The following is a 26,152-nucleotide window of genomic DNA, read 5'->3' as shown; positions in this document are numbered from 1 at the left end:
TGGTGCTAACGTGCGATGGGTTGAGAATCAAGCCGACTATGAGGTCAGATAGGGCATGGGGACGACGACGCTCAGACCTTTCCGCGCCGAGGATGCGCCGTGGCTGGTTGAACAGCATGACGTGCTTTATTCCCGTGACGAAGGGTTTGATGACAGTTTCGGCCCGCTGGTTGCACGTATTCTGGCGGATTTCATCGCGGATCACGATCCAACCTGCGAACAGGGCTGGATCGCCGAGAGCGACGGGGACCGGTTGGGCAGTATTTTCTGCGTCAAATTGGATGATCAAACCGCCAAGCTACGATTGTTTTTGCTGCTGCCCGAGGCGCGCGGGCAGGGGCTGGGCAAGCGGCTACTGACCACGTGCATGGGCTTTGCCCGCGACGCGGGATATCGCCGGATGGCGTTGTGGACCCACGAAAGCCACGCGGCGGCCTGTGGGCTTTATCGCGCCTTTGGGTGGGAGCTGACCGACAGTAAGCCGGTGCATTCTTTCGGATGTGATCTGGTCGAACAAAGCTGGCGAATTCAGCTTTAATCCCCTTGCAATCCCCGCACGCCTTCGCTAAATCGCCCCTCACAAGTGCCGCCTTAGCTCAGTTGGTTAGAGCGCTGGATTGTGGATCCAGAGGTCCCCTGTTCAAGCCAGGGAGGCGGTACCATCTCCCAACACCCAAGAACGGTTTGCCGGTTGCAGGTCTTTCGGTATACCCGGTACGTGGCGAAAACTGCGTCCTGATGACATGAGCAAGATATGCCGAACAAGAAACCCATAGATATCCGCAGAAGTGCACGGCTTTCCGTTGCACCCATGATGGATTGGACCGACAAAAACTGCCGGTTTCTGCATCGTCTGCTCAGCACTGAGACCTTGCTTTACACCGAAATGGTCACAGCGCCTGCTTTGGTGCGCGGCGGCGCACTGCATCTGCTGGACTTTAATCCTCAGGAGCACCCGGTTGCGTTGCAGCTAGGGGGTTCTGACCCGCAGGAATTGGCGCAGGCGGCCAAGCTGGGCGCGGAAGCCGGATATGACGAGATCAACTTGAATTGTGGGTGTCCGTCTGACCGTGTGCAATCAGGGACATTCGGTGCGGTATTGATGCGCGCACCAGAAAAGGTCGCGGAATGCGTTGCGGCGATGCGCGAGGCGGTGAAGCTCGAAGTCACGGTGAAATGCCGTATCGGTGTTGACGAACAGGAACCTTCAGAAGTGCTACCTGCTTTCCTCGACCAGATTCGCAAGGCCGGTTGTCAGCGGGTGACGATCCATGCGCGCAAAGCTTGGTTGCAGGGGTTAAGCCCCAAAGAAAACAGGGATATTCCACCGTTGGACTATGGTCTTGTGCACCGGATGAAGGCTGATTTTTCGGACATGCACATCTCGATCAATGGTGGCATTACGTCGCTTGCTCAGGCGCAACAGCATCTGGAGGATGGGCTTGATGGTGTCATGATCGGTCGTGCCGCCTATCACCAACCGACAGATATTTTGGCGGCTGCGGACCCGTTGATCTTTGGAACGGGCAGCGTCGCGGATCCCATTGAAGTGGTGCAAAATATGCTGCCCTATGTCGAGGCGCATCTTGTCGACGGTGGTCGATTGCACCAGATCACGCGGCATATGCTGGGCCTGTTCGCGGGGCGTCCCGGTGCGCGGGGATGGCGGCGGATGCTCTCCGAAGGTGCTGTGCGCGAGAATGCCGGCCCAGAAGTGATCCTGCAGGCTCTGGACTCTGTTGCTGCGCTATCGCAGGTGGAACAGGTAGGCTAAGACGGCTTCGAGCCGCTATGGGGGAATGATGCCCGAGACGATGTTGCTGGCCCAGATGCTGGGCCTTTTGCTTGTGATCGGCGCTTTGGCCGGGGTGTTGGCTGGACTTTTGGGCGTTGGCGGTGGAATCGTTCTGGTGCCCGCGTTTTTCTATGCGTTTCAGACACTTGGATATGGCGGGCCTCAGCTGATGCAGCTATGCCTCGCAACTTCGCTGGCGACGATCATTGTAACGTCGATCCGATCGGTTCTTAGCCATAACAAGAAAGGCGCGGTGGATTGGGGCATCCTGCGCGGCTGGGGGCCAGGCATAGCGGTGGGTGCGGTGATCGGTGTTCTGGTGGCTTCAGCTCTGAGGACAGAGTTTTTGCAGGCGCTGTTCGGCATGCTTGGTATGGTTATCGGCATCTATCTTGGATTGGGTAAATCCGAGTGGCGGTTGGGGGATGCGATGCCCAAAGGATTGCGCCGCGCCGCGCTTTCCCCTTCGGTAGGGTTTCTGTCGGTACTGATGGGAATTGGCGGGGGCAGTTTCGGCGTTCCATTGATGAGCCTTTATAACACTCCGATCCACCGGGCGGTTGCGACCGCAGCGGGCTTTGGCGTGATCATCGCTGTACCGTCGGTGCTTGGTTTTTTGTTTCTCAACATCGCTCCGGAGCATCGCCCGCCGCTGACCATTGGCGCGGTCAATCTGGTGGCTTTCGGTATCGTCGTTGCGATGACTATGATCACCGCCCCGTGGGGCGTTAAGCTGGCGCATGCGATGGATCCGAAGCCGCTCAGGCGGGTCTTCGCGGTATTCCTTACCCTGGTTGCTCTGAATATGCTGAGAAAGGCGTTGGGGTGGTAGCGTCGTTTTACGAGCTAGGTTGGGTAAAGTTTCCTTATGATGGAGCGTTGGCGGATTGGGTGGCGCACGCTCTTCCCACTGCGCGTGCGTCCGTCAGCGATCCGGCTCATGCAGCTTGGCACGATTGCGATGGCACGTGGTTCATTGGCGTTGATGCACTGGACAATGATGCGCAGGGCAGGGTCGCGGGTTCGCCTGCACTGGCGGGCGCGGCCATCGAACTGGCACACCAGCAGTTTGGATCGATTGATCTGCACAAAGGGCAGGTGTCGGTAATATATCCGGGCTACCCTCAACCCCGGCGTGGCGAAAGCGAGGCTGCGGCGCGGTATCGTGCGCGGCGAGATGCGGCGCATGTGGACGGGCTCAAGCCAGCTGGCCCTGATCGACGACGGCGGGTGGATGAACCTCATGCCTGGATATTGGGTATCCCACTTACCGAGGCCAGTGTGGACGCAGCACCAATGGTGCTGTGGGAGGGAAGCCACAAAATCCTCGGCGATGCTTTTCGGGCCGCGATGAAGAAGGTGCCGCGGCATGAATTGAGCGAGGCCGATATCACAGATGTCTATCAGGCTGCGCGTCGCGAAGTGTTCGAGACCTGTCCGCGCCTCGAGCTACCGGCGCGCCCGGGCGAAGCCTATCTGTTGCACCGCCACTGTCTGCATGGTGTTGCACCATGGGGTCCGAATGCCAGCGCTGGACCGGATGGACGGATGATCGCCTATTTCCGCCCTCAGTTGCCTGGTGGTGTAGCGCAATGGCTCGAATCCCCGTAACCTCCTGCCATTGTTTGGCTTTGGAGAGTTGGTTCGATGATTACGGTTCACACGAATGCAGATGGTGCCCTTATTGAGGTCGAGCTTTCGGGCGAGGTCACTAGCGCAGATTACGCGAGCACGCTTGTTCCCGCTATTGAGGCCGCATTGGAAGAGCACGACGCCATACGTCTGCTGGCGATCGTTGGGTCCGAGTTCAAGGGATATGATCTGGGTGCCGCATGGTCCGATACCAAGTTGGGGCTCAGCCATTGGCGCGGATTCGACCGGATTGGCGTTGTGGCGGACCAGGGATGGGTGCAAACAAGCGTCCGCCTGGCTGCCCCGATCCTGCCTTGCCCGGTGCACGTTTTTGGAATGGATGAGGTGGAGGAAGCGCGTCGCTGGATGCGCGAATCTCTCGGGGCGATCCACGTGACGGATCTGGGCGGACCTTGCGTGCAGATCCGCCTGATGGGCAAACTGGATTCACAGGAATACGGTCAGGCTCAAACCGATCTTGATGCGCTGTTGCGCGAACGTGACGGGTTTCGCCTGTTGATCGATCTGCGCGAGTTCGATGGTTGGCAGGGTCTGACTGCAATGGCAGCCCATTTCAGACTGGCGGCTGGTCATATTGGGATGCTGGATCGTGCAGCGATTGTCGGTGACAAGACATGGCAAAAAATGGCGCAACGCATGGCCAGTCATGTTCTGGGAACGCGGACCCAGTATTTCCCGGCGGAGGAATACGAGAATGCAATAACCTGGCTTGCGACTGGCTAAATGCTCTAAAAACGGTTCAGAAACAATGCCTTGTAATCATAGGCATTGTTCTTTTTTGCGTTGACGTTACGGAATGCAACTTTAAGTTAGCGCTATTATTGACTGGTTGGTCAAATAACTTAAAAAGTCCTTACCTGTCCCGGATTTAGAGGGAGAGGCAACAAGCTGTTTCGCGTCGCTGTGGGCCACCACTCACTCAAACACAGCTTCCGGACTCTTCCCCCCTCGGTGTTCGGAACGGTCCCGCAGTGGCGCGTCGTTTATTACATATTGGAAGAGCAATGATTTTTCGCTCAGTACTAAAACGCATTCTTTCGAAGGACACTCCCGAACAGGTTGAAAGCTACGAGTTGGAAGTTGAGTTGCGCCCGCGACCTGCCAAGACGACAACCCAGAACGAGCTGGTTAAACTGTTCGGTTCTGAATTGCGGGATCACGAATCTCTGAGTGATCTTAAGCCTACGCGGAGACCAAAATACTAGGCTTGCGGATCAGGACCCTTGCAGCCGGGCGGCACGGCCACCACGGCGCTTTGCCAGACGGGGTTTGCGTTCCGGCAGATCCTGCATGATTTCGGCCCGTTCGGTGCTGTCCATCTTTGACCAGCGCGTGATCTCGTCAATGGTGCGGTAGCAGCCGGTGCAGATACGTTCGGTCGGGTGAACGACGCAGATTTGGATGCAAGGGCTTTCGACCTCGTCCCGTTTCCAAACCATATTCGTCATGGGCGTTTTCCGATCCGTCAAAGAAAGCGCAGTCTGTCCAGCGCGCCTTGCAGAATATAGCCTGCTGCGACGTGATCAATAACCTGTCCGCGACGTTTTCGTGTCGTATCCGCCTCAAGCAGTGCTTTTTCTGCCGCAACGGTGCTTAGTCGTTCGTCCCAGAAACCGATGGGCAGATCGGTCAAACGGGTCATGTTTCGTGCGAAGGCGCGGGTTGACTGGCAGCGCGGCCCTTCGCTGCCATCCATGTTGCGCGGCAGTCCGAGGATAATGCCGCCGATCTCACGCTCGGTCACAATCTCGATCAAACGCGCGGAATCCAGTGTGAATTTCTTGCGTCGTACCGTCTCAAGCGGGGTGGCCACGCCGCGCATCCGGTCCGAGACGGAAACGCCGATGGTCTTTTCTCCCAGATCCAGCCCCATCAGGGCTGACATTGGGGGCAGGGATGCTGCGAAGTCTTCGAACGCGTCGTGGATCATTGAGCGATTCCGGCCTGCAGCGCGGCAGCGTCGATCATCTCCAACGCTTCGGCGTTACCCGCAAATACTTCCTTGGCTTCGTTCCTGATTTTGATGGCGCGTTGGCCTTCGCCCAGCACGCCCAAGGCGGCAATCAGGCGAGCCCACTCCTCGGGTGTCCCGCCCTCGGTCGCAAGGCGGTCCGAAAGGCCATCGACCATGCCGCGGATCATTTCTTGTCGTTCCTCTGGCGACATCTCGGCGGCAGCATTTACATCGTCCTGGCTGGGGCCGGATGCAGCAGAAAAGTCGGGTGTGTTAAACACGCCTGCGCGGAATGCCAATTCATCGATCTGTGACCGGATGGCATTCGCCCATGGCGCGCCGGCGGGGGCGTCATTCAGAGTTTCGACCCAAACGCGATAAGCCATATCAGGCCGCCCGGTCTGTGCCAGCATCTGCCCCCAATAATACCGGGCAGGACCCAAGCGCTGATTGCGCTCAAGCGCCTGTCGCAAGGCGGCTTCCGCTTCCGGTGAGACGTAGCCGCCAGCGGCCAAAATCATCATCTCTGCCTGATCCGAATAGGCCTGAGCCGACGCGTTGTCACCCGACAGTTCGATCACACGGGTTTGTGCCTCATACGCTGCTTTGAAGTTCCCCGCGTTGGTTTCATGCTGTGCCAGCAGGGTATGGCCTTGCAGATCATCGGGGCGTTCGGCCACAGTTTCGCGCAGCCGGTTCAGCAAAGTTGCATAGCTTTCGTCCAGCGGAGGCGTCTGGAGCGGTGTGGCAATGCCCTCGGCCTCAGCCTGGCTGGGTCGATTTTCGCGCAGGTCTTCTGCCATTTCCAGACGAACTGAAAGGGGCATGTCAGGGAAACCGGCAGCACCCAACTGACGATACATCGCCAACCCGCCACCAACCAGAACGGCGGCCATGGCGAGGAACGCTATTATGGTAACCAAGCGTGATGGCCCGGTGCCTTTGTCTTCATTGCGCATCTGCGCGTCTGCGGCCAGGATACGGCGCGAGATTTCCGTGCGTACACGCTCGGCATCAGCTTTCGCGATCACGCCGCGCGCCAAGTCTTTGTCAACGCCTGCTAGCTGTTCACGATAGACTCGTAGATCATAAGCAGCTGTCGGGCCGGTGCCGCGACGACCGCGCAGCATCGTGTAACCCAGGAAAACCGCGATCAGCAGCGCGATCAAGAAGATGAGAACCCAGAACGGCATGGTCCCTCCAAAATGGTTGCCCTGACTTAGACCTGTCGGCGCATGGAAAAAAGGGACAAATAGCCGCGAAGGGCGCTCATGTCGCAATAGTGCATTATTGCGGCGTTGCGCGGCAGGGTTAAAATGTATGGGCACGGCATACCTGCGCCCAATCATCGAAGACCGGACGGATTCGCACATGAAACACTACTCAGCCTTTGCTGTAGCGCGCGAAGCGCTGCGCTATCACACCGGATGGGAGCGCGCATGGCGTTCGCCGGAGCCTAAGAAGCGCTATGACGTCATTATCGTCGGGGCCGGCGGTCACGGCCTGGCAACAGCCTACTATCTTGGCAAGAACTACGGCATCCAGAACGTTGCCGTAATAGAAAAAGGCTGGTTGGGCGGTGGCAACACCGGTCGGAACACGACCATCATCCGATCGAACTATCTGCAGGATCCGTCAGCGGCGATTTACGAAAAGGCGCGCGGTCTCTACGAAGATCTGAGCCAGGAACTGAACTATAACATCATGTTCAGCCCGCGTGGCGTAATCATGCTGGCGCAGACCCAGCACGAGATTCGCGGCTATCAGCGTACTGCGCATGCGAATGCGCTGCAGGGTGTTCAGACCGAATGGATTGGGCCCGAACGCGTGAAAGAGCTGGTGCCGATCATTAATCTGGAAGGCCCGCGCTATCCGGTTCTGGGCGGGCTTTGGCAGGAACGTGGTGGGACCGCGCGCCATGATGCGGTGGCATGGGGCTATGCCCGTGCATGCTCGGCCATGGGTATGGACATTATCCAGAGATGCGAAGTCACCGGCGTCCGGTCCGAAAACGGTCGTGTTGTCGGGGTCGATACCACAAAAGGGGCCATCGATTGTGACAAGCTGGGGATCGTGGTTGCGGGGCATTCCGGCCAGTTGGCTGAGATGGCGGGTTTCCGACTGCCACTGGAAGCCGTCGCGCTGCAGGCGCTGGTATCCGAGCCGATCAAACCCTGCATGGATGTCGTTGTGATGGCGAACACCGTACACGGCTACATGTCTCAGTCCGACAAGGGCGAGATGGTGATTGGTGGTGGCACGGACGGGTTCAACAACTATACCCAGCGCGGCAGCTTCCACCATATCGAGGAAACGGTACGCGCATTGGTCGAAACTTTCCCGATGATCTCGCGCCTGAAAATGCTGCGCCAGTGGGGCGGTATTGTGGATATGACCGGCGACCGTTCACCCATCCTGTCGAAAACACCGCTTAATGGCTGCTTTATCAACGCAGGCTGGGGCACCGGCGGCTTCAAGGCCATTCCGGGATCAGGCTGGGGCATGGCACAGCTGATGGCCACGGGGCATTCACCACTGACCGAAGCCTTCTCGCTGGATCGTTTCAAAGAAGGCCGCTTCATCGACGAAAGCGTCGCGGCCGGGGTGGCGCACTGATGAAGATTTTTCGTCGAAAAATCTCGCACGCCCGTCACGCAGAATCTGCAGGCAGATACGTCTCGCCTGCTGCCAAGAGGATGATCACATGCTGATCTTGAAATGCCCCTATTGCGGCGTCGAAGCCGAAGAAACTGAACTGGCTGCAGGTGGCGAGGCGCATTTGAAGCGTTATGGCCCGGGCTCGTCAGATGATGAGTTCCACGACTACCTGTTCATGCGCGAAAACCCCAAGGGCGTTCATTTCGAACGCTGGCGCCATGCCAATGGGTGCGGCAAGTGGTTCCACGCCGCGCGCTGTACGAACACGCTTGAGGTCTTTGGCACCTATCCGGCGCAGACAACCGAGCCGCCGCAAGAGATCAAGGATGCCATCACCGCCAAGCGTCCCGGCTGGACGTGGAGAGAGTACAAATGATCCGTACAGCCATCCAAAATACCGCCTGCGAAAGGTCCGCATCATGAGCACCCGTCTCGCAAAACATGGCCGTTTGATTGATCGGTCGAAAAAGGTCAACTTCACCTTCAACGGCACCTCGATGCAGGGCTACGAGGGCGATACGCTCGCGTCTGCCTTGCTGGCAAATGATCAGATGATGATGGGCCGGTCGTTCAAGTATCACCGCCCGCGCGGCGTGGTCGCCAGTGGCGCGGAAGAGCCAAACGCTCTGGTCGGTCTGGGTGAGGGCAACCGGTTTGAGCCGAACCAGCGCGCCACCACGACAGAGCTGTTCAATGGTCTGACATCCGCGTCACAGAACCACTGGCCGAACCTCGAGTTCGACATCGGCGCGATCAATACGCATCTGTCGCGGTTTCTGCCAGCCGGATTCTATTACAAGATGTTCATCCATCCGAAACCGTTCTGGAAACATGTTTACGAGCCGTTTATTCGCCAGTCGGCGGGTTTGGGCAAAGCGCCCGACAAGGACAACCGTGACGCGGACACATACGAGCATTTTTACGCCTTCACTGATGTCTTGGTGATTGGTGGTGGTATCGCGGGTTTGCAGGCCGCCAAGGTGGCAGCCCAAACCGGTGCCAAGGTGATGCTGATCGAGCAGACTGCGCACTGGGGTGGTCGTGCTCCGGTTGATGGCGGAACCATCAATGGTGAGCCTGTGGATAAGTTCGTGGAACAATTGGTTTCCGAAATCGAAACAATGGACAACGTCACCATGCGCAATCGCTGCATGGGTGCGGGGGTCTATGACCATGGTTATGTACTGGGTTATGAGCGTCTGACAGACCACAAACCGGGTGTTCAGGGGCCGCGTCACCGCCTGTGGCGCATTCGTGCGAAGCAGGTCGTGACCGCGACCGGTGCCATCGAGCGTCCGCTGTCATTCGCAGGCAATGATGTGCCTGGCGTTATGCTGGCCTCTGCCATGCGCGACTATGTGGTCAACTGGGGCGTGACGCCGGGCGAGCGTGTGATTGTCGCCACCAACAATGATGACGCCTACCGGACTGCAATTACCTTGAAACAGGCCGGTGTCGATGTCCTGCGCGTGGTTGATGCGCGCGACACCGCCGGACCTCTGGCCGAAGAGGCGCGTCAGCTGGGTATCCGCGTCGATCCGGGCAAGGCGATCGCAAAGGTCAAAGGCGGCAAGCGGGTCAAGAAAGTTGCGATCTGCAATCAAGAGGGGATCGGAGGCGCCCGGGAAGAGGTCGAATGCGATGCGATTGCCATGTCAGGTGGCTGGTCTCCGGTCGTGCATATGTGGTCGCATTGCGGCGGTAAGCTGATCTGGGACGAGGCGAACGCGCATTTCCGCCCCGATCCTTCACGTCCTCCGCTGGGGGCAGACGGTGAAGGTTTTGTTCTGGCGGCAGGGGCTTCGAACGGCCCGCTGGCCCTGGGGGATGTCCTGAAGGATGCAGATACTGCCGGCAAAGCGGCAGCGAAGGCGGCCGGGTTCTCCGCGAAGCGCACCAAAGCGCCAGTTGGTGAGACTACGGCCGAGGCCCCAATGGCCGCTGTCTGGCTCATGCCTTCTAATGCCGAGATTGATCTGCGCATGAAATCGTGGCTGGACTTCCAGAACGACGTCAAGGTCTCGGACGTGCAACTGGCTGCGCGCGAGGGCTATGAAAGTGTCGAGCATACCAAGCGTTACACCACGCTGGGCATGGCAACGGATCAGGGTAAGTTGAGTAATATCAACGGTCTGGCAATCCTTGCTGATGCGCTGGATTCGGAGATCCCGAAGGTCGGTACCACCACCTTCCGCCCGCCATATACTCCAATCTCGATGGCTTCGATTGGTGGTGAAGCGCGTGGTGAGGTGTTCCAGCCGATCCGTCAAACGCCGATGCATAACTGGCACGATAAGAACGGGGCCGATTGGGAGCCGGTCGGCCATTGGCGTCGAACCTATGCCTATGTGCGACCCGGAGAATCCGTGCATGATGCGGTGAATCGCGAGGTTAAAAACACCCGCGAAAACCTCGGGCTGTTGGACGCTTCGACGCTCGGCAAGCTGATCGTCAAAGGTCCCGACGCAGGCAAGTTCCTGGACATGATGTACACCAACATGATGTCCACGCTGAAGGTCGGCAAATGCCGCTATGGCCTGATGTGTTCCGAGAATGGCTTCCTGATCGACGACGGCGTTGTTGCCCGCATCGATGAGGACACGTGGCTGTGCCACACCACCACCGGCGGGGCCGAGCGTATCCATGGCCACATGGAAGAATGGCTGCAGACCGAATGGTGGGACTGGAAAGTCTACGTCGCGAACGTCACCGAGCAATATGCGCAGGTCGCCGTGGTAGGTCCGAACGCCCGCAAGGTACTTGAGAAGCTGGGCGGCATGGATCTGTCGAAAGAGGCGCTGCCCTTCATGGAATGGCGCGATGGCAAGATCGGCGCGTTCGACGCGCGGGCCTACCGTATCTCGTTCTCGGGTGAGCTGTCCTATGAGATCGCGGTCCCTGCAAGCCAAGGTCAGGCGTTCTGGGACGCTCTGATCGAGGCAGGGCAGGAGTTCGGAGTGATGCCATACGGCACCGAATGTCTGCATATTCTGCGTGCCGAGAAAGGCTTTATCATGATCGGCGATGAGACCGACGGCACCGTGATCCCGCAGGATCTGGGGCTGCACTGGGCGCTGTCCAAAAAGAAAGAGGATTACCTCGGAAAACGCGCCCATTCGCGGACCCATATGGCCGATCCTGAGCGCTGGAAACTGGTTGGTCTTGAGACTGTGGATGGATCGGTTCTGCCGGACGGTGCCTATGCGGTGGGCGAGGGCGTGAATGCGAACGGTCAGCGCAACATGATCGGTCGCGTAACTTCGACCTACTACTCGGCCAATCTGGGCAAAGGCATCGCCATGGGCCTGATCAAACACGGCCCCGACCGGATGGGCGAAGTGGTCGAGTTCCCGGGCACTGACGGCAAAACCTACAAGGCCAAGATCGTGGACCCGATCTTCTATGACAAGGACGGGGAGAAGCAGAATGTCTGAACCCATCAGCGCACTGAACCACGCCTCATATGATGGCATCGCCAAGATCGAGGAATGCGGCCTACAGGGCATGATCACACTGCGCGGTGATCTGTCGGATAAGGTACTGGCTAAGGCTGTCAAAGACGCCACCGGGCAGAAAGTGCCCGGTCAGCGTGAAGCGTTTGTGAATGGCGACACCGGTGTTTGCTGGATGTCCACCGACGAATTGCTGGTGCTTGTGCCTTATGCCGAGGTCGAGGCCAAACTGGCCGCGATGACCAACGCGCTAAGTGGTACGCACGCACTGGCGGTCAACCTCTCCGACGCGCGGGCCGTATTCCGCGTTTCGGGCGCGAACGCGCGCGAGGTATTGGGCAAGCTGGCTCCGGTTGAGCTGTCGGCCGAGGCATTCCAACCCGGCCAGATCCGCCGTTCGCGTTTGGCGCAGGTGGCAGGTGCCTTCTGGATGGACGACGCTGAGACTTTCCGCATCGTCTGCTTCCGCTCTGCGGCGGACTATGCGTTCAAATTGCTGAAGGTTGCGGCGCAGCCCGGCAGCGAGGTCGGGGTTTATTAAGCCCTGATCGCCTGATGATATGTGGGTGAGGGGGCTTTGCCCCCTCGGCCTGCGGCCTCACTCCCAAGGTATTTCTGTCGAGATGAAGGCCGGATCTCTGGTTCGGGTGTCAGGGGTTCGCGCTGAACAGGAATGTCGGGAATTGAGTGAGTGCACGCTTGCCCGTGAGGGCTGACTTGCCGGTTTCGCCTGTGTGTGGGTCGTGGCAATGGCTATAGAAAGCCAGGTCTTCTGATAGTTTTTTCATGGCCGCGCTGCGGTTGTCTGCGCTCAGATAAGGTGCGTGCGTTGAGAGAAACAGCGCAGGGTTATCTTTTTCTAACCAAGGCAGCATAGAAGGCAGGACCGAAAATTCAGCGCCTTCGATATCCATTTTGACCAAAGAGACATCAGTCAGGTCGACGGATTCAGAAAATTGATCCCAACCGATGGTAAGTGCGTCGGTGCCATGGCTTCCTTCGTGGAGCAATGATGACGTTGAATCGCCTGCCTCTCCGTGCGCTGAAGCCATTCGTGTCACTCCAAATCCATCTGACAAGGCGATGCTGAAGGCTGATACGTTTCGGATGTCGTTCAGCTCTAGGTTCCAGACCAAATGGCGGTAAGCCACTGGGTCAGGCTCAAAACACCACACATGGCGAGCGCGGCGCGCGGCATAGAGGACCGTGGGGCCGATCCATGCACCGATATCAAGATAGTCCTTTTCGGGCGACAGATAGTGGTCCAGCACCGAAAATGTCTCAGGTTCCCACTCCCCGGCTGATACCTTGCGCCAGAATTTCGAGTGGTAGGGGTCCAGGCGAAAGGGTTCACCGTTCAAGGTGCCCGCATAGTATCCGCGGGCGCGATAGAACATTTTGCGCACCTGTGTCAGCATCGCGGACCTCCGGGTTTTTGTGTTGCGGCCCTTGACCTGCGGCGGCTGTCAAAGCATTTAACCTTTGGAACCGCAACATTCATTTTCAACAGGGGGCCGAGATGGCTTTTGAACTTCCTGATCTTCCTTATGCACATGACGCGCTGGCAGCCAAGGGTATGTCCGCGGAAACGCTGGAATATCACCATGACCTGCACCACAAGGCCTATGTCGACAACGGCAACAAGCTGATCGCCGGCACCGAGTGGGACGGCAAGTCACTGGAAGAGATCATCGTTGGCACATACGACGCAAATGCTGTCGCGCAGAACGGTATCTTCAACAACATCAGCCAGCTGTGGAACCACAACCAGTTCTGGGAGATGATGGGCCCCGGTGGCAACGCGATGCCCGGTGAGCTGGAGAAGGCTCTGACCGAGAGCTTTGGTTCGGTTGACGAATTCAAGTCGCAGTTCAGCGCTGCCGGTGCCGGTCAGTTTGGTTCCGGCTGGGCGTGGCTGGTCAAGAATGCCGACGGTTCGTTGGCAGTGACGAAAACTGAAAACGGCGTGAACCCGCTGTGCTTCGGTCAAACCGCACTGCTTGGTTGTGATGTGTGGGAGCACTCGTATTACATCGATTTCCGCAACAAGCGTCCGGCCTACCTGTCGAACTTCCTCGACAACCTGGTGAACTGGGAAAACGTTGCCTCGCGGATGTGATTTCCACTTGGTAGAACTTAATGAATGGCCCGCTGGCAGTGATGCTGGCGGGCTTTTTGTTATGAATTGATGGGTGGCCGGTAAAAACCTGCCGGTACGTCAACTTTCATTATCCCACCTATTGTGCACGGCCTTTCAGCACCTACGTAAAGTAGGCGGAGGGAGAGTACCGCCAATCAACCATAAACCTATCAAAATGCGAGCGAAACACCAACGCCGCATCGTTAAACAGGTGTGTCTAAGGGACAGGCGAAGGCCAACCTAAGCGATACAGGAGATCACGAATGGCTGCACTTGAACAGGGAACATGGGTTATCATCGCCGATGGGGAAAAAGCGCTGGTGATGGAGAATATCACGGACGCACAGGACCCCAACTTGGTCGTCGTGTCGGTCGAAGAACAGGACGCAGCACCGACAAAGCCAAGTGACAGGGCAGGGCGGCGACCCGATACGGGACCGAACCAGAAATCTGCAGTTGAAGAGGAGACATGGAAGTCCCACGCAAAATCTCTGTTCGTTCAGGATGTGGCGAACCTTCTGAATCGCAAGGGGCTGAAAGGGGCCTATAAACGATTGGTGTTGGTTGCCAGTCCGCATGTTCTGGGCCTGTTGCGCCGTCGGCTGCACAGTGAAGTGTTGGCAAAGGTGGTGGCCGAGGTTGACAAAACACTCACAAACCACCCTTTGCACAAGGTCGAACGGATACTGAAGACCCGATTGGCAAAACCTGCCTAAACGAATGCCGACAATCGGGCGGCTTGCGCCGCCCGATTGCCAGTTTTTTAGTTCAGTAATTTGCGAAGCGCGGACATGGTCGCATCCGGTGTGTCGACCCAGGTGATGAATTCTGCCAGAGAACCATCTGCAAACCCCTGACCGATCAGTTGATCCAGCAGCGTGTGCAGCGTGTCCCAGTACCCGTCAACATTCATCACCAGAATGGGTTTGTCATGAAGCCCCAGTTGCCGCCATGTCAGTGCTTCGAAAAGTTCGTCCAATGATCCGGGGCCGCCGGGCAGGACAACTACGGCATCCGCGTTCATGATCATCACTTTTTTACGCTCGTGCATCGTCTCGGTCACGATGAACCGGGTAAGGTCGGTCTTGCCGACCTCGCGCTGAAGCAAGTGCACCGGGATCACCCCAAATGTATCGCCGCCGGACGATTGCGCTGCACGCGCGACCTCGCCCATAAGACCCACATCTCCGGCCCCGTAGACCAGCCGCCAGCCTTCGTTGGCCAACAAAGTTCCAAAGCTGTGGGCAGCGGCGGAGTAGGCAGGATTCATACCATTGCGTGACCCGCAATACACACAGACGGATTTCTGGGACATAGGTAGGGCTTTCTGCTCTTGTGTTAGGGGTTTTGACCCCTGATAGCGGGATTGATAGGTTGGCTCAACCGCTCCATGAAATGCGCGCCAAACTGAGCATTTCCTGGGCGGAGTGAAAGGAAAAGAATGAACGCCAAATCGGGAAGCGGAGGTTCTGGTACCTTCATATGGGGGCTGGTTGCCGGGATCGTTGTGGTGCTCGTTGCGGGCGGGTTGTACCTGTCCGGTCTGTTCGGCGGGCCGGAACAGCAGGCTGAGCAGGAAGCGACCGAAACATCCGAGCCGATTGCGGAGGTCGCCGAGCCGGAAACCCAGCCAGCGGAGGCGCAGCCCGAAAGCCAGGCGGCGGAAGCCGGCGAATCTGTTGCTGAAGACACACCGCCCGAGATTTCCGATCAAACTCCGGATAGCGAAGAAGCGGATGTTCCGGTTGTGGCCGCGCCGGTTCTGGATCAGATATTCGTTGAGTCCGATGGAAACGCGGTACTGTCCGGCAATGCCGAACCGGGGTCCGAGGTCAGTGTTCTGCTGGACGGTGAGACCGTTCACAGCTTTACCGTCGATGACAGCGGCCAGTTCGCCGAATTTGTATCGATCCCGTTTGCAGACGACGCTCGCGGGCTTGTTCTTGAGACCCGGAAAGGCGAAGACACCAGCCGTTCAGATGATTATCTGATCGCGGCGCTGCCTGAACCGGTCCTGCCGACCGTGTCAGAGCCCGCTGCCGATGAGCCGGTCGAAGAGGTTGCCGAGGCACAGACGACCGAATCTGAATCAAGCGATCAGCAAGCAGCCAACCAAGCTGAAACCGAAGAGAATGAACCAGAAGTTGCAGGTGCCGCTACGCCACCTGTAAATGAGACCGCGCCCGCGACTGAAACTCAGCCGGAATCAGGCGACGCGCCTGACCAGCAGGTTGCGATCCTGCGCTCGGGCGAAGAAGGGGTTGAACTTTTGCAGGCACCCACTGTTCAGGATACGCCGCCAGAGCAGATTGCCCTGGACACGATTGGCTATTCGGACGCGGGTGATGTGGAATTGACCGGGCGGGCACAGGATGGATCGGCCGTACGCTTGTATCTGGACAACCAGCTTGTGGCCGACATTGCGCCAGCGACTGACGGGCAATGGCGCGGCGAGGTCGAGGGCATTGACCCCGGAGTGTACACTCTGAGGGTGGATGAGGTTGCCCCTGATGGCACTGTGGTCAGCAGGCTTGAGACACCGTTCAAACGCGAACCTGTTGAGGTCCTGCGCGCGACCGAAGCCACGGAACCGGGTGAGAATTCAACCGATGCCCCGGCCATCCGCTCGGTCACGGTTCAAAAAGGCGATACGCTTTGGGCGATCTCGCGCGACCGGTTTGGTGACGGTGTGCTGTATGTCAAACTTTTCGAGGCTAACAAAGATTCGATCCGTGATCCTGACCTGATCTATCCAGGGCAGATTTTCACCATTCCTGAATAAACATGACCACTGGCCCAACCCGGGCCAGGGCTTTTCTCTGACCGCAGTTAAGGTACGTGATGAGACAACCATCCGCGATCAAAACCGACACGGACGAGCATCGTTCGGGCTGGCGAACCATCCGCAAGGTTTCGCCCTATCTTTGGCCCGAGGACGAGCCATGGGTGAAACGGCGTGTCATTTTGGCGATGGCGATGCTGGTGCTGGCCAAGTTGATCGCTGTGTATACTCCCATCCTGTACAAAGGTGCCGTGGATGGTTTGGCGGGCGAAGGTGTACCGCCGCTTGCGTTGGGTGCAATCGGATTGACCGTTGCCTATGGTGTGGCCCGCATGATGACTGTTGGCTTCCAGCAATTGCGGGATGCGTTCTTTGCGCCGGTTGGGCAACGCGCGCTGCGCGCGCTGGCGCTTGAGACGTTCCAGCACATTCACCAGCTCTCGATGCGCTATCACGTGACCCGGCGCACGGGTGGTCTCAGCCGGATAATCGAGCGGGGCGTGAAAGGCGTAGAGTTTCTGTTGCGGTTTCTGCTGTTTTCAATCGGGCCGCTGATCCTGGAATTGCTTCTGGTGTCGATCATCCTGCTATGGTTATTCGACGTCTGGTATCTGGTCGTCGTTGCGGTGACGATTGCGCTTTATATATGGTTCACCTTTGCGGTGACCGAGTGGCGCGTGAAGCTGCGGCGCGAGATGAACGATCAGGATACCGAGGCCAACCAGCGCGCCATCGACAGCCTGCTGAACTTCGAAACAGTCAAGTATTTCAATGCCGAAACCCGCGAAGCCGAACGGTATGATGTTTCGATGAAAGGTTACGCCAAGGCCGCGCTGAAGACGGCCTATTCGCTGGCATTCCTGAATTTTGGCCAGTCGTTCCTGATCACATGCGGCCTGATTGGCGTGATGGTTCTGGCTGCAATGGGCGTGCAGAAGGGCGCGCTGACCGTCGGCGATTTCGTGATGGTTAATGCTTATATGATCCAGATAACCGTACCGCTGAATTTTCTTGGCACGGTGTACCGCGAAATTCGTCAGTCACTGGTGGATATGGGGCAGATGTTTGATCTGTTGGAACAGCCAGCAGAAGTGATGGACAAACCCTGCGCCCCGAACCTGAAGGTAAATGGTGGGGAGGTCACGCTTGAAGATGTCCGCTTTGGATACGAGCCTGATCGCGAAATCCTCAAGGGCGTTTCCTTGGCCGTACCAGCCGGTCAGACCGTTGCGATTGTCGGCGCCACCGGGTCTGGGAAATCCACAATCGGGCGGCTCCTGTTTCGGTTCTACGATGTCACCGGCGGGTCGCTGAAAATCGACGGGCAGGATGTGCGCGATGTTAGCCAGTCAAGCCTGCATGCCTCGATCGGCGTCGTTCCGCAGGATACGGTCCTGTTCAATGACACGATCCGATACAATATCGCTTATGGGCGTGAAGGCGCGACCCAGCAGGATGTAGAGGCCGCCGCCAAATCCGCGCAGATTCATGATTTCATCGTCAGCCTGCCAGAAGGGTACGATACCAAGGTCGGCGAACGCGGCCTGAAACTATCAGGCGGTGAAAAGCAACGTGTCGGCATCGCCCGAACCTTGCTAAAAAACCCGCCGATCCTGTTGTTGGACGAGGCGACCTCGGCCTTGGATACGGATACCGAGCAGGACATCAAAGATGCTTTGGCCCGAGCGGGTGAGGGGCGGACGGTGATCACCATCGCACACCGCCTTAGCACCATTGCCGAGGCCGATCGGATCGTCGTTCTGGAACGTGGTGAGATCATTGAGCAGGGCACGCATGATGAGCTGCTCAGCCGCGAAGGGCGATATGCCCAGCTATGGAACCGTCAACAGGCCGACAGCGAAGCGGCCTAGGCCCGACAGCCTTGACTGCCAATGTTTGTGCGAATCGGTTTGAAAAGAAAATCGGCTGCTGTGGTACGGTTTCCGTTTGACGCGGACCCGCCACCGCGACACTTTGCAGACCGAAACACAGACAAGGAAAAACTTCATGAAAATGCGAGCAGCAGCAGCGTTGACTGCAACACTGTTGATGGCCACTTCGGCGGCAGCCGAGGATCTGGAATTCTTGATTATCAACGAAACCAGCTATGACCTGGTTGAGTTCAACGTGTCTCCGGCCTCGTCCGGTAGCTGGGAAGGCAACCTGCTTGAGAGTGGTTATCTGGGCGCGGATTACGAAGTAGACGTCCTTATTGCGGACGGGCTGACCACCTGTGTCTATGACATCCGTGGTATTTTCAGCGACGGAGAATCGATTGAAGATTATGGTCTGAACCTGTGCGATCTGGGCGAATACGCGTTCGTCGAGTAACGGCCATGCCAGAAACGAAAAGGCGAGCCCGAAGGCTCGCCTTTTTTTATTCCGCCGCCTTCAACGGTGTTGTTGGAGGATGATCAGGGCGGTCGTCCTGAGCGCTCTGATCAGGGGCAGCTTTGTCCTGTTCATCGGTCCAGATCATTTCGGCTGCTTGCACATCTCTCGCGCTTTGGCCGATTGCCATGTCCTGCGCGATTTGGCTGGATCGGCCCGCCGTGGCGCGTGCCAGCGCCTTACCCAGCCATACCGCGTAAGTTGTGACCCACACCCGTAGCGCCAGGAATGAAGGCGTGACGATCAGCGTCAACACCGTGGCGGTACCCAAGCCAAAGACCACCGCCGTGGCCAGCTGTTTCCACCACAGTGCCGTGGGGCTGTCGATCGAATACCCTCCGCCGATGAAATCCAGCGACAGGCCGAACATCATCGGGGTCAGACCCGCCATTGTTGTCAGCGTAGTCAGCAGAACCGGACGGATGCGCGCCTCAGCCGTGCGGACAATTGCATCAATGCGAGACATGTAGCCGCTATATTCCTGATAGGTGTCGATCAGAACAATGTTGTTGTTCACCACGATACCGGCCAACGCCACGATCCCGGTCCCGGTCATGATGATTGAGAACGGTTGTTGCATTACCATCATGCCCAGCAACACGCCGGTCGTAGACAGAACCACGGCCAGCAGCACCAGCACCGAATTGTAGAACGAGTTGAACTGCGCCAGCAGGATCACAAACATCAGACCCAGTGCTGCCAGGAATGCGCTGGACAGGAACGCCTGGCTTTCAGCCTGATCCTCCTGATCGCCGGTCCATTCCCAAGTGATGGTGCGACCAAAAGGATCGGTTTCCAGCCACTCGGTCAGCACGGCAATTCGTTCGTTCGGATTGATCAGGGCAAACCGAGCGTCACCGCTTTCGATGGCGGACCGCACTTCACCCACGTTCTCGGCACCCGTTAGTTGAACGAGTTCGAACTCTGCCCCGTCCGCGCTGGTAATCGTGCTGCCAGTTGGTGTGGCACCTTCACCAATCGCGCGCACGGTTGCCAAACGCAGCTCTGCACCGTCAGGACCGGTGGTCACGATCTTGCTCAGCCCAGGCTCGACATCCGCTTTAACGTCATAGTAGCGCTGTTGATCCGCGCGATTGATCTCGGCGAGCTTAGCCACGGGTTTGCGGGTGACGAAGTTCGACAGGGGGACCAACCCGTCCGGTGTGCGAACTTTCAGCGTATCCAGCGTTGACAGGACGCGATCCTGATCAGGTAGGCGGACGCGGATTTCTACCTCTTCATCGGTTGAATCCGGTCGCATTTCACCCAGCAAGATGCCACGCGTCACAAGCTGTACCATCGCGCCAACGGTTGCGACGTCCGCGCCGAATCGACCCGCCTTGGCCACGTCCACGTCGATCTGCCAGTCGATGCCGGGCAGGGGCAGGGTGTCCTCGATCTTGATCAAGCCGGGTGTGGTGTCAAAGGCTTCTCGTGCTGTGACGGTCGCGGCCGTCAGATCCTCCCAGCTATCGCCTTTTATGCGCAGATGAACGGGCTTGGCGGAAGCGGGACCTTGTTCCAGCGCCTGAAGATCAACGATAAAGCCAGGAAGGGTTGCCAGCTCTGCGGTTAGTTCGTCCAGAACAAAATTGCCGTCATATTCCGCCGCGACTTCTTCCTTTGCAAAGCCAAGTAGACCTGCAATCGGTCCCCAGAACCAACCGGTAATCTGTTCAGAGCTGATTGGGCGATCTTCCCAAGGAATGAGCTCGAACTGGACGCGACCAATTGTGTCGGCGGGGGCTTCTGCACCGCCATTGTTCTGATTGAGCCCGCCTTCGCCCGCAAAGGCAAATACGTTGATCACCGCCGGGTGTTCGCTGATCACGCGCTCGGCCTCAAGAACCATTTCGTCCTTTTCAGCCAGAGACAGGTTGCCGCGTGCCCGGACATAGGCCGTGGCCTGTTCCGGTTCGCTTTCCACGAAGAATTCAACACCGCGAGAGTTTTGCGGGAATATGATGAATGCGACCCAGAACACCGCCGCAAAGACGACTGCGATGGACACCACCGGCATGACCGGATTGCCGACCAAGAACTTGATCACATAACCGAAGGGCGTGTGCTCTTTAGCGGTATGAACATGTTCATCCGGGGCGCGTTCGATCTTGGCAGCACTCAGCGTGACCGACCCAGCAAAGGCGCCGAACAGAAACAGCAGCACGCCAGCAATTGAACCGCCGGGCAGCAGATAGTTGGGGTTCAAAACCTGCATCGCGCCGAGGAAGATCATATATAGTGAAGGCGGTACCAGAAGCACTCGCAGCCACCAAGGCGTGCGGGCTCGCAGCCAGTTCGAGCTGCGCTCGAAACTGCGGCTCATACGGCCCGAGACACCGCCCACGACCGGCAGGTAGATCAGTGCCACAATCAGCGAGGCCGACAGAACGAAGATCAGCGTGATGGGCAGCATCTTCATGAACTCGCCGGGGATACCGGGCCAGAACAACATCGGAAGAAATGCACACAGTGTAGTGGCCGTCGATGAAACAATCGGCCAGAACATCCGTTGCGCCGCCTCGACATAGGCGTGCATCGGACCAACGCCTTCTTTAATGCGCTTGTCGGCATATTCCACAACAACGATGGCGCCATCGACCAGCATGCCCACGGCAAGGATCAGGCCAAACATCACCATATTCGAGATGGTGACCCCGATCATCGCGAGGAAGGCGAAGCACAACAGAAACGAGGTTGGAATGGCAAAACCCACCAACAACGCGGCGCGTGTTCCCAACGAAGCCAGCACCACGATCATCACGAGCGCGACGGCGGTCAGAACCGATCCTTCAAGCTGGCGCACCATTGAATCGACGATGCGGCTTTGGTCGTTCGAGGTGCCCACATCAACAGCGGCCTGCAGCTCGGCTGGCCACTTGATCTGTTCTTCGGCGACAGTGGCTTTGATCAGCGCAACGGTGTCGATCAGATTGAAGCCTTTGCGCTTGACCACCTGCAGCGCGACGGTGGGTTCGCCGTTGAACCGGGCCGTGCCCGCGCGGTCTTCAAACGTATAGTTGATTTCGGCCAGTTCGCCTAAGGTGACTACGCGGTCTCCGTTGACCTTTACGGGCAGGCCATAGACGTCCTGAGCAGTCTTAAATGACGACGGGATCTTGACCGAGAACGTGCCCTGTTCGGTCTCGACCTCACCTGCAGCGATCAGTTGGTTGTTGTTTTGCACAACGTTGATCAGTTCGGCGGCCGTGACGTTGTAGGCCTCAAGCCGCAGCGGGTCGATCACGACCTCAAGCATTTCATCGCGGTTTCCGGCAATGCCAGCTTCCAGCACTGCGTCCAACGCCTCAAGTTCGTCCTGCAGATCTTTGGCAACGCGCGCCATTGTACGCTCTGGTACCGGGCCGGTCAGGTTAACGATGACGATGGGAAACTCAGAGAAGTTGACCTCGGTAATCGTGTATTGCTCAGCCCCATCAGGGAAATCAGCTTGCGCGGTGTTCATGGCATCGCGAACATCCGCGATGGTGGCGGATTTGTCCCAACCGAACTCGAACTCCAGCAGAATACCTGCGTAGCCCTCGGCGGCGGTGGCCGTCATCGTGTCCAACCCGTCGAGATCGGCCATCTCGGTTTCCATCGGCCTGATCAGCAGGCTTTCGCTGTCCTCGGCTGAAATCCCTGGAAACTGCACCGACACGAAGAGCATCGGGATATCGATGTCGGGTTCACCCTCTTTTGGGAGCCCGACATAAGCATACCCGCCGATAACCAGCGAAATCGCGATGAAAGCCAGCACCATTCTGGCACGGCTTGCGGCCCAACTGACGATACCCGTCATTGCGATACTTCCCTGTATGTCGGCGCGACCGTCACACCACGTGTGACGAATTCCTGCCCGATCACGATGATATCAGCAGTTTCCGGCAGGCCACCAACCCATACACCATCAGCGGTGTCACGCAGAAGGCGGATCGGAACAAAATCAACGACATTGTCGGCTACCACGGTGCGAACACCAAGCTCACCTTCATTGTTCAAGGTCAGTGCGGATTGGGGCAGCAGATGTGCCTTGACCCCTTCGGCCGCGATCTGAATGTTGGCGGTTTGGCCGTCACGGATCAGCAGTTCCGGGTTTGGCACTGTGATCTCGACCTCGAATGTCCGCGTGGTTTCATCGGCCGAACGGCTGAGGAAGGTCACGCGCCCCTCGACCTGCAGACCCGTAACCAACTGCGCAGTTGCCATCGATCCGACAATGATCCGATTCACTTCTGATTCAGGCACAAAACCCACCAGCTTGATCGGGTCGAGCTGGATGACGGTTGCGCAGAGCGAGCCGGGCTGCATCAGGCTGCCCAATTCCGCAGTATCACTTTCAAGCAGACCCTTGAACGGTGCGCTGATGGTCAGGCGATCAATCTCGCGCTGGGCGGCTGCTACTGCTGCGGTGGCGGCTTCAATCCCGGCTTGCGTAGCTTCCAGACCGGCCTCGGCGGATTTGATTCCGGCCTCGGCAGTGCTCATTTCGGCTTCGCTTGAGATACGGCGCGTTTCTGATCCAAACCCGGTTTCCGACAGCTTGCGGGCTGCTTTCAGATTGATTTCGGCTTCAGCCAAACGGGCGTGAGCTTCTTCCAGGCGCGCTTCGGCCTCGGGAACGCGGCTTTCGGCCTCAAGCTTGGCTGCCATGGCTTCGGCCAGGCTCGCGGGCCGGGTTCCGGGGTCAAGCTCGCACAGCAGATCTCCTGCTTCGACAAAAGCTCCTTTGCGCTTGGGCTCGGACAGGACTGTCGAAATGGTTTCGGCAAGGACCTCGACCTGGCGGTTTGCCTTGGTCTGACCCCGTAATTGAACGGCGCTGCCGATCTCGCGCGCAGTCGAGCGCAGCACGACAACGCCGATCGAGTCCGGTGATTGCACCGATTCCGAGGCCTCGGTCGCGGTCTCGGATGGCTCGTCTCCGCGACCTGCAAACGCAAACAGCGCGTCGCGCTCGAAAACAAGAAAATACAACGCAACAATAACCAAAATGGCGTTAACGAATGAAATCAATCGCATGCGGTAGAATCTCCAGATCTGTTCGCGCGGTCGGCTTTAGCCGCTATCCCTTAAAATGGGGCTGTGGCCATGTCTTTTCCATACTGAACTGAATAGTTCGGTTTAGTTTTTTACGCAAGGGTCACCCACATGGTGGCAAATGTATGAATTCGGGCACTTGGCTTGGCCTGATCGCCGGGGTATGACATGGCGCTAGAAAACCGGACACTTAAGCCTGGGGGCAGGGATGAGCGACGCCGACAGTTTTATTGAAGAGGTCACCGAAGAGGTGCGCCGCGATCGCATGTACCTTCTTTTGCGCCGTTGGGGCTGGGTCGGTGTGCTGGCTGTCGTGGCCATTGTCGGGGGCGCTGCGTTCAACGAATACCGAAAAGCACGTGATACCAACCAGGCCGAGGCTCTGGGTGATGCGATTCTGTCGGCGCTGGCTGAAAACGGATCGGCCGAACGGGCACAAAGCCTGCAGGCGATCGATGCTGCGTCTGTCGGCGGTGACGCGGTTTTGAACATGTTGCTGTCCGCCTCTCAGGCCGAGGCCGGATCGGCGCAAGATGCGGTGAACAGTCTGAACGCGATCGCCACGCAGGGGGATTTGCCTGAAATCTATCGCGCGATTGCAAGTTTCAAGGCATTGCTACTGCAAACTGACACGATGCCAGTGGCGGATCGTCGTCAACAGTTCGAAGCGCTGGCCATACCTGGTGCTCCTTTGCGTCTGCTCGCCGAAGAACAATTGGCCCTGATCGATGTGGCCGAGGGCAATACGCAAGCCGCTTTGGACCGTTTGCAGGCGTTGCGCCAGGACGCCGAGGCCAGCGTCGATCTGCAACAGCGCGCGGCTCAACTGATCGTCGCGCTTGGGGGCGAACCCGAGCCCGTGGCGAACCAGCAGGGTTAACCGGCAGCGAAACGGAACATCACAGGCGAGTTTGTAGATTATGCTATCACGTTATTTCTCAGGCTTCGGATTGCCGGTTGCGGCAGCCGCGCTCACCGTTCTCAGCGCCTGTCAGGAACCCGAAGTCATTCTGCCGGGTGAGCGTGAGGATATTCGTGCCTCCATCGACAACGAAACCGTTGAAACCCGTGGCGCCAAACCGATCAGTATTCCGGCTCAAAGCCGCAACGCCAACTGGTCGCAAAGCGCGGGAACACCCGCCTTCCGCACTACAAACGCAGCGCTGAGTGCCACACCGCAGCGTATTTGGTCTGCTAACATTGGGTCCGGCGATAGCCGAAAACAGCGGATCACCGCAGACCCTGTTGTTGCTGGTGGCCTGATATATACGCTCGATTCCGGGGCAATTGTCTCGGCTGTTACGCCCCAAGGGCAGGTCGCCTGGAGCACAAACCTTATCCCGCCGAATGAAAAGGACGGGGATGCCACAGGCGGAGGGCTCGCCTATGCCGACGGTGTGCTTTATGTCTCGTCGGGTTTCGGTAGGTTGACCGCGCTCGATGCGAAATCCGGGGCGCAAAGGTGGCAGAAACGTCTGAATGCAACTGGCAGCGGTGCTCCTTTGGTTAGCGGCGGCATACTCTATCTGGTGGCCGGGGACGAAACCGGTTGGGCGGTGAATACCAAGGATGGGCGGATCATCTGGCAAATCGAAGGCACGCCGAGCGTCGGCAACGTTCTGGGTGCACCTGCTCCCGTGATTGCCTCGGACCTGTCAGTCTTTGCCTTTGGATCGGGTGATGTCGCGGCAACATTCCGCCGGGGCGGTATTTTACGCTGGAACGCGTCCGTTGCAGGCGGGCGTCGGGGCCGAGCGGCAGCTCAGATCGTGGATGTGACCGCCGGGCCCATGGTGTCGGGTAGTTCGGTCATAATCGGCAACCATTCGGGGCGCACGGTCTCGTTCGACGGGAATTCGGGTGAGCGGAACTGGACAGCACCGGAGGGGGCCGTTGACACAGTCTGGCCGGCGGGGAACAGTGTTTTCCTGATCAGTGATCGCAGCCAGTTGGTACGGTTGGATGCAGCCGATGGCTCGACTGTCTGGGCCATCGATCTGCCGGGCTTTGTCAAGAACAAGCCGGGCCGCCGGGGTCCGATCTTTGCCCATTACGGCCCGATCATGGCCGGTGGACGCCTTGTCGTGGCTTCGAACGACGGCTATCTGCGCTTCTTCAATCCCGTCGACGGAGCGCTGGTGCATCAGGTCGAAGTGCCGGGTGGCGCGACCACGGCACCGGTTGTGGCGGGTCAGACGCTGTATGTTGTGTCGACCAAGGGCGAACTGCACGCTTTCCGTTGACGACAAGATGCGTTAAAGGGCGCATCTTGAGTCTTGAAAGTTGA

Annotated in this window: 24 protein-coding genes and 1 tRNA gene; 18 read left to right on the top strand and 7 right to left on the bottom strand. The window is 58.1% G+C overall.

The window, feature by feature from the left end; genetic code table 11:
- The first annotated feature begins 55 nt into the window (after nt 1-55).
- The 7 genes from ACR0I1_RS04800 to ACR0I1_RS04770 all read left to right on the top strand — a co-directional run bounded on the left by ACR0I1_RS04800 (nt 56) and on the right by ACR0I1_RS04770 (nt 4,653).
- Nucleotides 56-538, top strand: coding sequence for an N-acetyltransferase family protein (locus ACR0I1_RS04800; protein WP_480705208.1), 483 nt, complete (start codon nt 56-58; stop codon nt 536-538).
- A 47-nt stretch (nt 539-585) separates the two neighbouring features.
- Nucleotides 586-662: transfer RNA gene (locus ACR0I1_RS04795), tRNA-His, on the top strand.
- 92 nt (nt 663-754) lie between these two features.
- Complete coding sequence (gene dusA, locus ACR0I1_RS04790) at nt 755-1,774, top strand: tRNA dihydrouridine(20/20a) synthase DusA (protein ID WP_480705206.1); 1,020 nt, start codon at nt 755-757, stop codon at nt 1,772-1,774.
- A gap of 28 nt (nt 1,775-1,802) precedes the next feature.
- A complete protein-coding gene (locus ACR0I1_RS04785; RefSeq protein WP_170511906.1) occupies nt 1,803-2,627 on the top strand; it encodes a sulfite exporter TauE/SafE family protein in 825 nt (274 codons plus the stop codon).
- Nucleotides 2,621-3,406, top strand: coding sequence for a hypothetical protein (locus ACR0I1_RS04780; RefSeq protein WP_170612435.1), 786 nt, complete (start codon nt 2,621-2,623; stop codon nt 3,404-3,406). The genes ACR0I1_RS04785 and ACR0I1_RS04780 overlap by 7 nt, the downstream gene beginning before the upstream one ends.
- Nucleotides 3,407-3,442: 36 nt before the next feature.
- Entirely contained in the window at nt 3,443-4,171 is a 729-nt protein-coding gene (locus ACR0I1_RS04775; protein ID WP_170466341.1) for a SpoIIAA family protein, read from the top strand.
- Between the two features lie 281 nt (nt 4,172-4,452).
- Nucleotides 4,453-4,653, top strand: a complete 201-nt coding sequence (locus tag ACR0I1_RS04770; RefSeq protein WP_480705204.1) for a hypothetical protein — start codon at nt 4,453-4,455, stop codon at nt 4,651-4,653.
- A gap of 9 nt (nt 4,654-4,662) precedes the next feature.
- Here the strand turns inward: ACR0I1_RS04770 and ACR0I1_RS04765 are convergent, their stop codons facing one another.
- The 3 genes from ACR0I1_RS04765 to ccmI are packed head-to-tail and all read right to left on the bottom strand — an operon-like array spanning nt 4,663 to nt 6,595.
- The gene (locus tag ACR0I1_RS04765; protein WP_170396339.1) at nt 4,663-4,896 is read right to left on the bottom strand and encodes a DUF1289 domain-containing protein; all 234 of its coding nucleotides are present in this window, start codon (nt 4,894-4,896) and stop codon (nt 4,663-4,665) included.
- Nucleotides 4,897-4,913: 17 nt separating this feature from the next.
- Nucleotides 4,914-5,378 (bottom strand): Holliday junction resolvase RuvX, encoded by a 465-nt coding sequence (gene ruvX, locus ACR0I1_RS04760; protein WP_170403288.1) that lies wholly within the window; start codon nt 5,376-5,378, stop codon nt 4,914-4,916.
- Nucleotides 5,375-6,595 (bottom strand): c-type cytochrome biogenesis protein CcmI, encoded by a 1,221-nt coding sequence (gene ccmI / locus ACR0I1_RS04755; RefSeq protein ID WP_480705202.1) that lies wholly within the window; start codon nt 6,593-6,595, stop codon nt 5,375-5,377. The genes ruvX and ccmI overlap by 4 nt, the downstream gene beginning before the upstream one ends.
- A 178-nt stretch (nt 6,596-6,773) precedes the next feature.
- On the opposite strand from ccmI, the gene ACR0I1_RS04750 reads away from it, so the two are divergent.
- From ACR0I1_RS04750 to ACR0I1_RS04735, 4 genes are all read left to right on the top strand, one after another.
- Nucleotides 6,774-8,018 carry a sarcosine oxidase subunit beta family protein gene (locus tag ACR0I1_RS04750; RefSeq protein ID WP_170396345.1) on the top strand — a complete coding sequence of 415 codons (1,245 nt, stop codon included), beginning with the start codon at nt 6,774-6,776 and terminating at the stop codon, nt 8,016-8,018.
- 88 nt (nt 8,019-8,106) lie between these two features.
- Nucleotides 8,107-8,436 (top strand): sarcosine oxidase subunit delta, encoded by a 330-nt coding sequence (locus ACR0I1_RS04745; RefSeq protein ID WP_170396347.1) that lies wholly within the window; start codon nt 8,107-8,109, stop codon nt 8,434-8,436.
- Between the two features lie 43 nt (nt 8,437-8,479).
- The gene (locus ACR0I1_RS04740) at nt 8,480-11,494 is read left to right on the top strand and encodes a sarcosine oxidase subunit alpha family protein (RefSeq protein WP_170612431.1); all 3,015 of its coding nucleotides are present in this window, start codon (nt 8,480-8,482) and stop codon (nt 11,492-11,494) included.
- A complete protein-coding gene (locus tag ACR0I1_RS04735) occupies nt 11,487-12,053 on the top strand; it encodes a sarcosine oxidase subunit gamma (RefSeq protein WP_480705200.1) in 567 nt (188 codons plus the stop codon). Before ACR0I1_RS04740 ends, ACR0I1_RS04735 begins: the two co-directional genes overlap by 8 nt.
- Nucleotides 12,054-12,162: 109 nt before the next feature.
- Here ACR0I1_RS04735 and ACR0I1_RS04730 read toward each other — a convergent pair whose 3' ends face one another.
- Nucleotides 12,163-12,930: an FkbM family methyltransferase gene (locus tag ACR0I1_RS04730; protein ID WP_480705198.1), complete on the bottom strand. Its 768-nt coding sequence runs from the start codon at nt 12,928-12,930 to the stop codon at nt 12,163-12,165.
- 101 nt (nt 12,931-13,031) lie between these two features.
- Here ACR0I1_RS04730 and ACR0I1_RS04725 point away from each other — a divergent pair, with 101 nt between their 5' ends.
- Together ACR0I1_RS04725 and ACR0I1_RS04720 are read left to right on the top strand one after the other, a co-directional pair.
- Nucleotides 13,032-13,631, top strand: coding sequence for a superoxide dismutase (locus ACR0I1_RS04725; protein ID WP_113789565.1), 600 nt, complete (start codon nt 13,032-13,034; stop codon nt 13,629-13,631).
- A 284-nt stretch (nt 13,632-13,915) separates the two neighbouring features.
- The gene (locus ACR0I1_RS04720) at nt 13,916-14,368 is read left to right on the top strand and encodes a baeRF12 domain-containing protein (RefSeq protein WP_170396355.1); all 453 of its coding nucleotides are present in this window, start codon (nt 13,916-13,918) and stop codon (nt 14,366-14,368) included.
- A gap of 47 nt (nt 14,369-14,415) precedes the next feature.
- On the opposite strand, the gene ACR0I1_RS04715 is transcribed toward ACR0I1_RS04720, so the two are convergent.
- Nucleotides 14,416-14,967, bottom strand: a complete 552-nt coding sequence (locus tag ACR0I1_RS04715; RefSeq protein WP_480705195.1) for an LOG family protein — start codon at nt 14,965-14,967, stop codon at nt 14,416-14,418.
- Nucleotides 14,968-15,093: 126 nt separating this feature from the next.
- On the opposite strand from ACR0I1_RS04715, the gene ACR0I1_RS04710 reads away from it, so the two are divergent.
- The 3 genes from ACR0I1_RS04710 (at nt 15,094) to ACR0I1_RS04700 (ending at nt 18,765) form a co-directional block, all read left to right on the top strand.
- Nucleotides 15,094-16,434: a LysM peptidoglycan-binding domain-containing protein gene (locus ACR0I1_RS04710; protein WP_480705193.1), complete on the top strand. Its 1,341-nt coding sequence runs from the start codon at nt 15,094-15,096 to the stop codon at nt 16,432-16,434.
- A 59-nt stretch (nt 16,435-16,493) separates the two neighbouring features.
- Nucleotides 16,494-18,305 (top strand): ABCB family ABC transporter ATP-binding protein/permease, encoded by a 1,812-nt coding sequence (locus tag ACR0I1_RS04705; protein WP_480705191.1) that lies wholly within the window; start codon nt 16,494-16,496, stop codon nt 18,303-18,305.
- A gap of 136 nt (nt 18,306-18,441) precedes the next feature.
- Nucleotides 18,442-18,765: a hypothetical protein gene (locus ACR0I1_RS04700; protein ID WP_480705189.1), complete on the top strand. Its 324-nt coding sequence runs from the start codon at nt 18,442-18,444 to the stop codon at nt 18,763-18,765.
- A 46-nt stretch (nt 18,766-18,811) separates the two neighbouring features.
- Here ACR0I1_RS04700 and ACR0I1_RS04695 read toward each other — a convergent pair whose 3' ends face one another.
- Together ACR0I1_RS04695 and ACR0I1_RS04690 are read right to left on the bottom strand one after the other, a co-directional pair.
- Nucleotides 18,812-22,627 carry an efflux RND transporter permease subunit gene (locus ACR0I1_RS04695; RefSeq protein ID WP_480705187.1) on the bottom strand — a complete coding sequence of 1,272 codons (3,816 nt, stop codon included), beginning with the start codon at nt 22,625-22,627 and terminating at the stop codon, nt 18,812-18,814.
- Complete coding sequence (locus tag ACR0I1_RS04690; RefSeq protein WP_170403249.1) at nt 22,624-23,847, bottom strand: efflux RND transporter periplasmic adaptor subunit; 1,224 nt, start codon at nt 23,845-23,847, stop codon at nt 22,624-22,626. Before ACR0I1_RS04690 ends, ACR0I1_RS04695 begins: the two co-directional genes overlap by 4 nt.
- A gap of 226 nt (nt 23,848-24,073) precedes the next feature.
- On the opposite strand from ACR0I1_RS04690, the gene ACR0I1_RS04685 reads away from it, so the two are divergent.
- Both ACR0I1_RS04685 and ACR0I1_RS04680 read left to right on the top strand, forming a co-directional pair.
- Nucleotides 24,074-24,745, top strand: a complete 672-nt coding sequence (locus ACR0I1_RS04685) for a hypothetical protein (RefSeq protein ID WP_170396370.1) — start codon at nt 24,074-24,076, stop codon at nt 24,743-24,745.
- A 40-nt stretch (nt 24,746-24,785) separates the two neighbouring features.
- Nucleotides 24,786-26,108 carry a PQQ-like beta-propeller repeat protein gene (locus ACR0I1_RS04680; protein WP_480561334.1) on the top strand — a complete coding sequence of 441 codons (1,323 nt, stop codon included), beginning with the start codon at nt 24,786-24,788 and terminating at the stop codon, nt 26,106-26,108.
- Nucleotides 26,109-26,152: the final 44 nt, after the last annotated feature.

This window comes from Ruegeria sp. B11 (genome assembly GCF_056539785.1).
This window is presented reverse-complemented; position numbering and strand designations above follow the sequence as displayed.

Coding starts and splice junctions, on each gene's coding strand:
- ACR0I1_RS04685 (WP_170396370.1), top strand. CDS start 24,074: ATGAGCGACGCCGACAGTTTTATTGAAGAGGTCACCGAAGAGGTGCGC.
- ACR0I1_RS04735 (WP_480705200.1), top strand. CDS start 11,487: ATGTCTGAACCCATCAGCGCACTGAACCACGCCTCATATGATGGCATC.
- ACR0I1_RS04710 (WP_480705193.1), top strand. CDS start 15,094: ATGAACGCCAAATCGGGAAGCGGAGGTTCTGGTACCTTCATATGGGGG.
- ACR0I1_RS04800 (WP_480705208.1), top strand. CDS start 56: ATGGGGACGACGACGCTCAGACCTTTCCGCGCCGAGGATGCGCCGTGG.
- ACR0I1_RS04740 (WP_170612431.1), top strand. CDS start 8,480: ATGAGCACCCGTCTCGCAAAACATGGCCGTTTGATTGATCGGTCGAAA.
- ACR0I1_RS04750 (WP_170396345.1), top strand. CDS start 6,774: ATGAAACACTACTCAGCCTTTGCTGTAGCGCGCGAAGCGCTGCGCTAT.
- ACR0I1_RS04705 (WP_480705191.1), top strand. CDS start 16,494: ATGAGACAACCATCCGCGATCAAAACCGACACGGACGAGCATCGTTCG.
- ACR0I1_RS04700 (WP_480705189.1), top strand. CDS start 18,442: ATGAAAATGCGAGCAGCAGCAGCGTTGACTGCAACACTGTTGATGGCC.
- ACR0I1_RS04695 (WP_480705187.1), bottom strand. CDS start 22,627: ATGACGGGTATCGTCAGTTGGGCCGCAAGCCGTGCCAGAATGGTGCTG.
- ACR0I1_RS04785 (WP_170511906.1), top strand. CDS start 1,803: ATGCCCGAGACGATGTTGCTGGCCCAGATGCTGGGCCTTTTGCTTGTG.
- ACR0I1_RS04765 (WP_170396339.1), bottom strand. CDS start 4,896: ATGACGAATATGGTTTGGAAACGGGACGAGGTCGAAAGCCCTTGCATC.
- ACR0I1_RS04720 (WP_170396355.1), top strand. CDS start 13,916: ATGGCTGCACTTGAACAGGGAACATGGGTTATCATCGCCGATGGGGAA.
- dusA (WP_480705206.1), top strand. CDS start 755: ATGCCGAACAAGAAACCCATAGATATCCGCAGAAGTGCACGGCTTTCC.
- ACR0I1_RS04745 (WP_170396347.1), top strand. CDS start 8,107: ATGCTGATCTTGAAATGCCCCTATTGCGGCGTCGAAGCCGAAGAAACT.
- ACR0I1_RS04730 (WP_480705198.1), bottom strand. CDS start 12,930: ATGCTGACACAGGTGCGCAAAATGTTCTATCGCGCCCGCGGATACTAT.
- ACR0I1_RS04715 (WP_480705195.1), bottom strand. CDS start 14,967: ATGTCCCAGAAATCCGTCTGTGTGTATTGCGGGTCACGCAATGGTATG.
- ACR0I1_RS04690 (WP_170403249.1), bottom strand. CDS start 23,847: ATGCGATTGATTTCATTCGTTAACGCCATTTTGGTTATTGTTGCGTTG.
- ACR0I1_RS04725 (WP_113789565.1), top strand. CDS start 13,032: ATGGCTTTTGAACTTCCTGATCTTCCTTATGCACATGACGCGCTGGCA.
- ruvX (WP_170403288.1), bottom strand. CDS start 5,378: ATGATCCACGACGCGTTCGAAGACTTCGCAGCATCCCTGCCCCCAATG.
- ACR0I1_RS04775 (WP_170466341.1), top strand. CDS start 3,443: ATGATTACGGTTCACACGAATGCAGATGGTGCCCTTATTGAGGTCGAG.
- ACR0I1_RS04680 (WP_480561334.1), top strand. CDS start 24,786: ATGCTATCACGTTATTTCTCAGGCTTCGGATTGCCGGTTGCGGCAGCC.
- ACR0I1_RS04770 (WP_480705204.1), top strand. CDS start 4,453: ATGATTTTTCGCTCAGTACTAAAACGCATTCTTTCGAAGGACACTCCC.
- ccmI (WP_480705202.1), bottom strand. CDS start 6,595: ATGCCGTTCTGGGTTCTCATCTTCTTGATCGCGCTGCTGATCGCGGTT.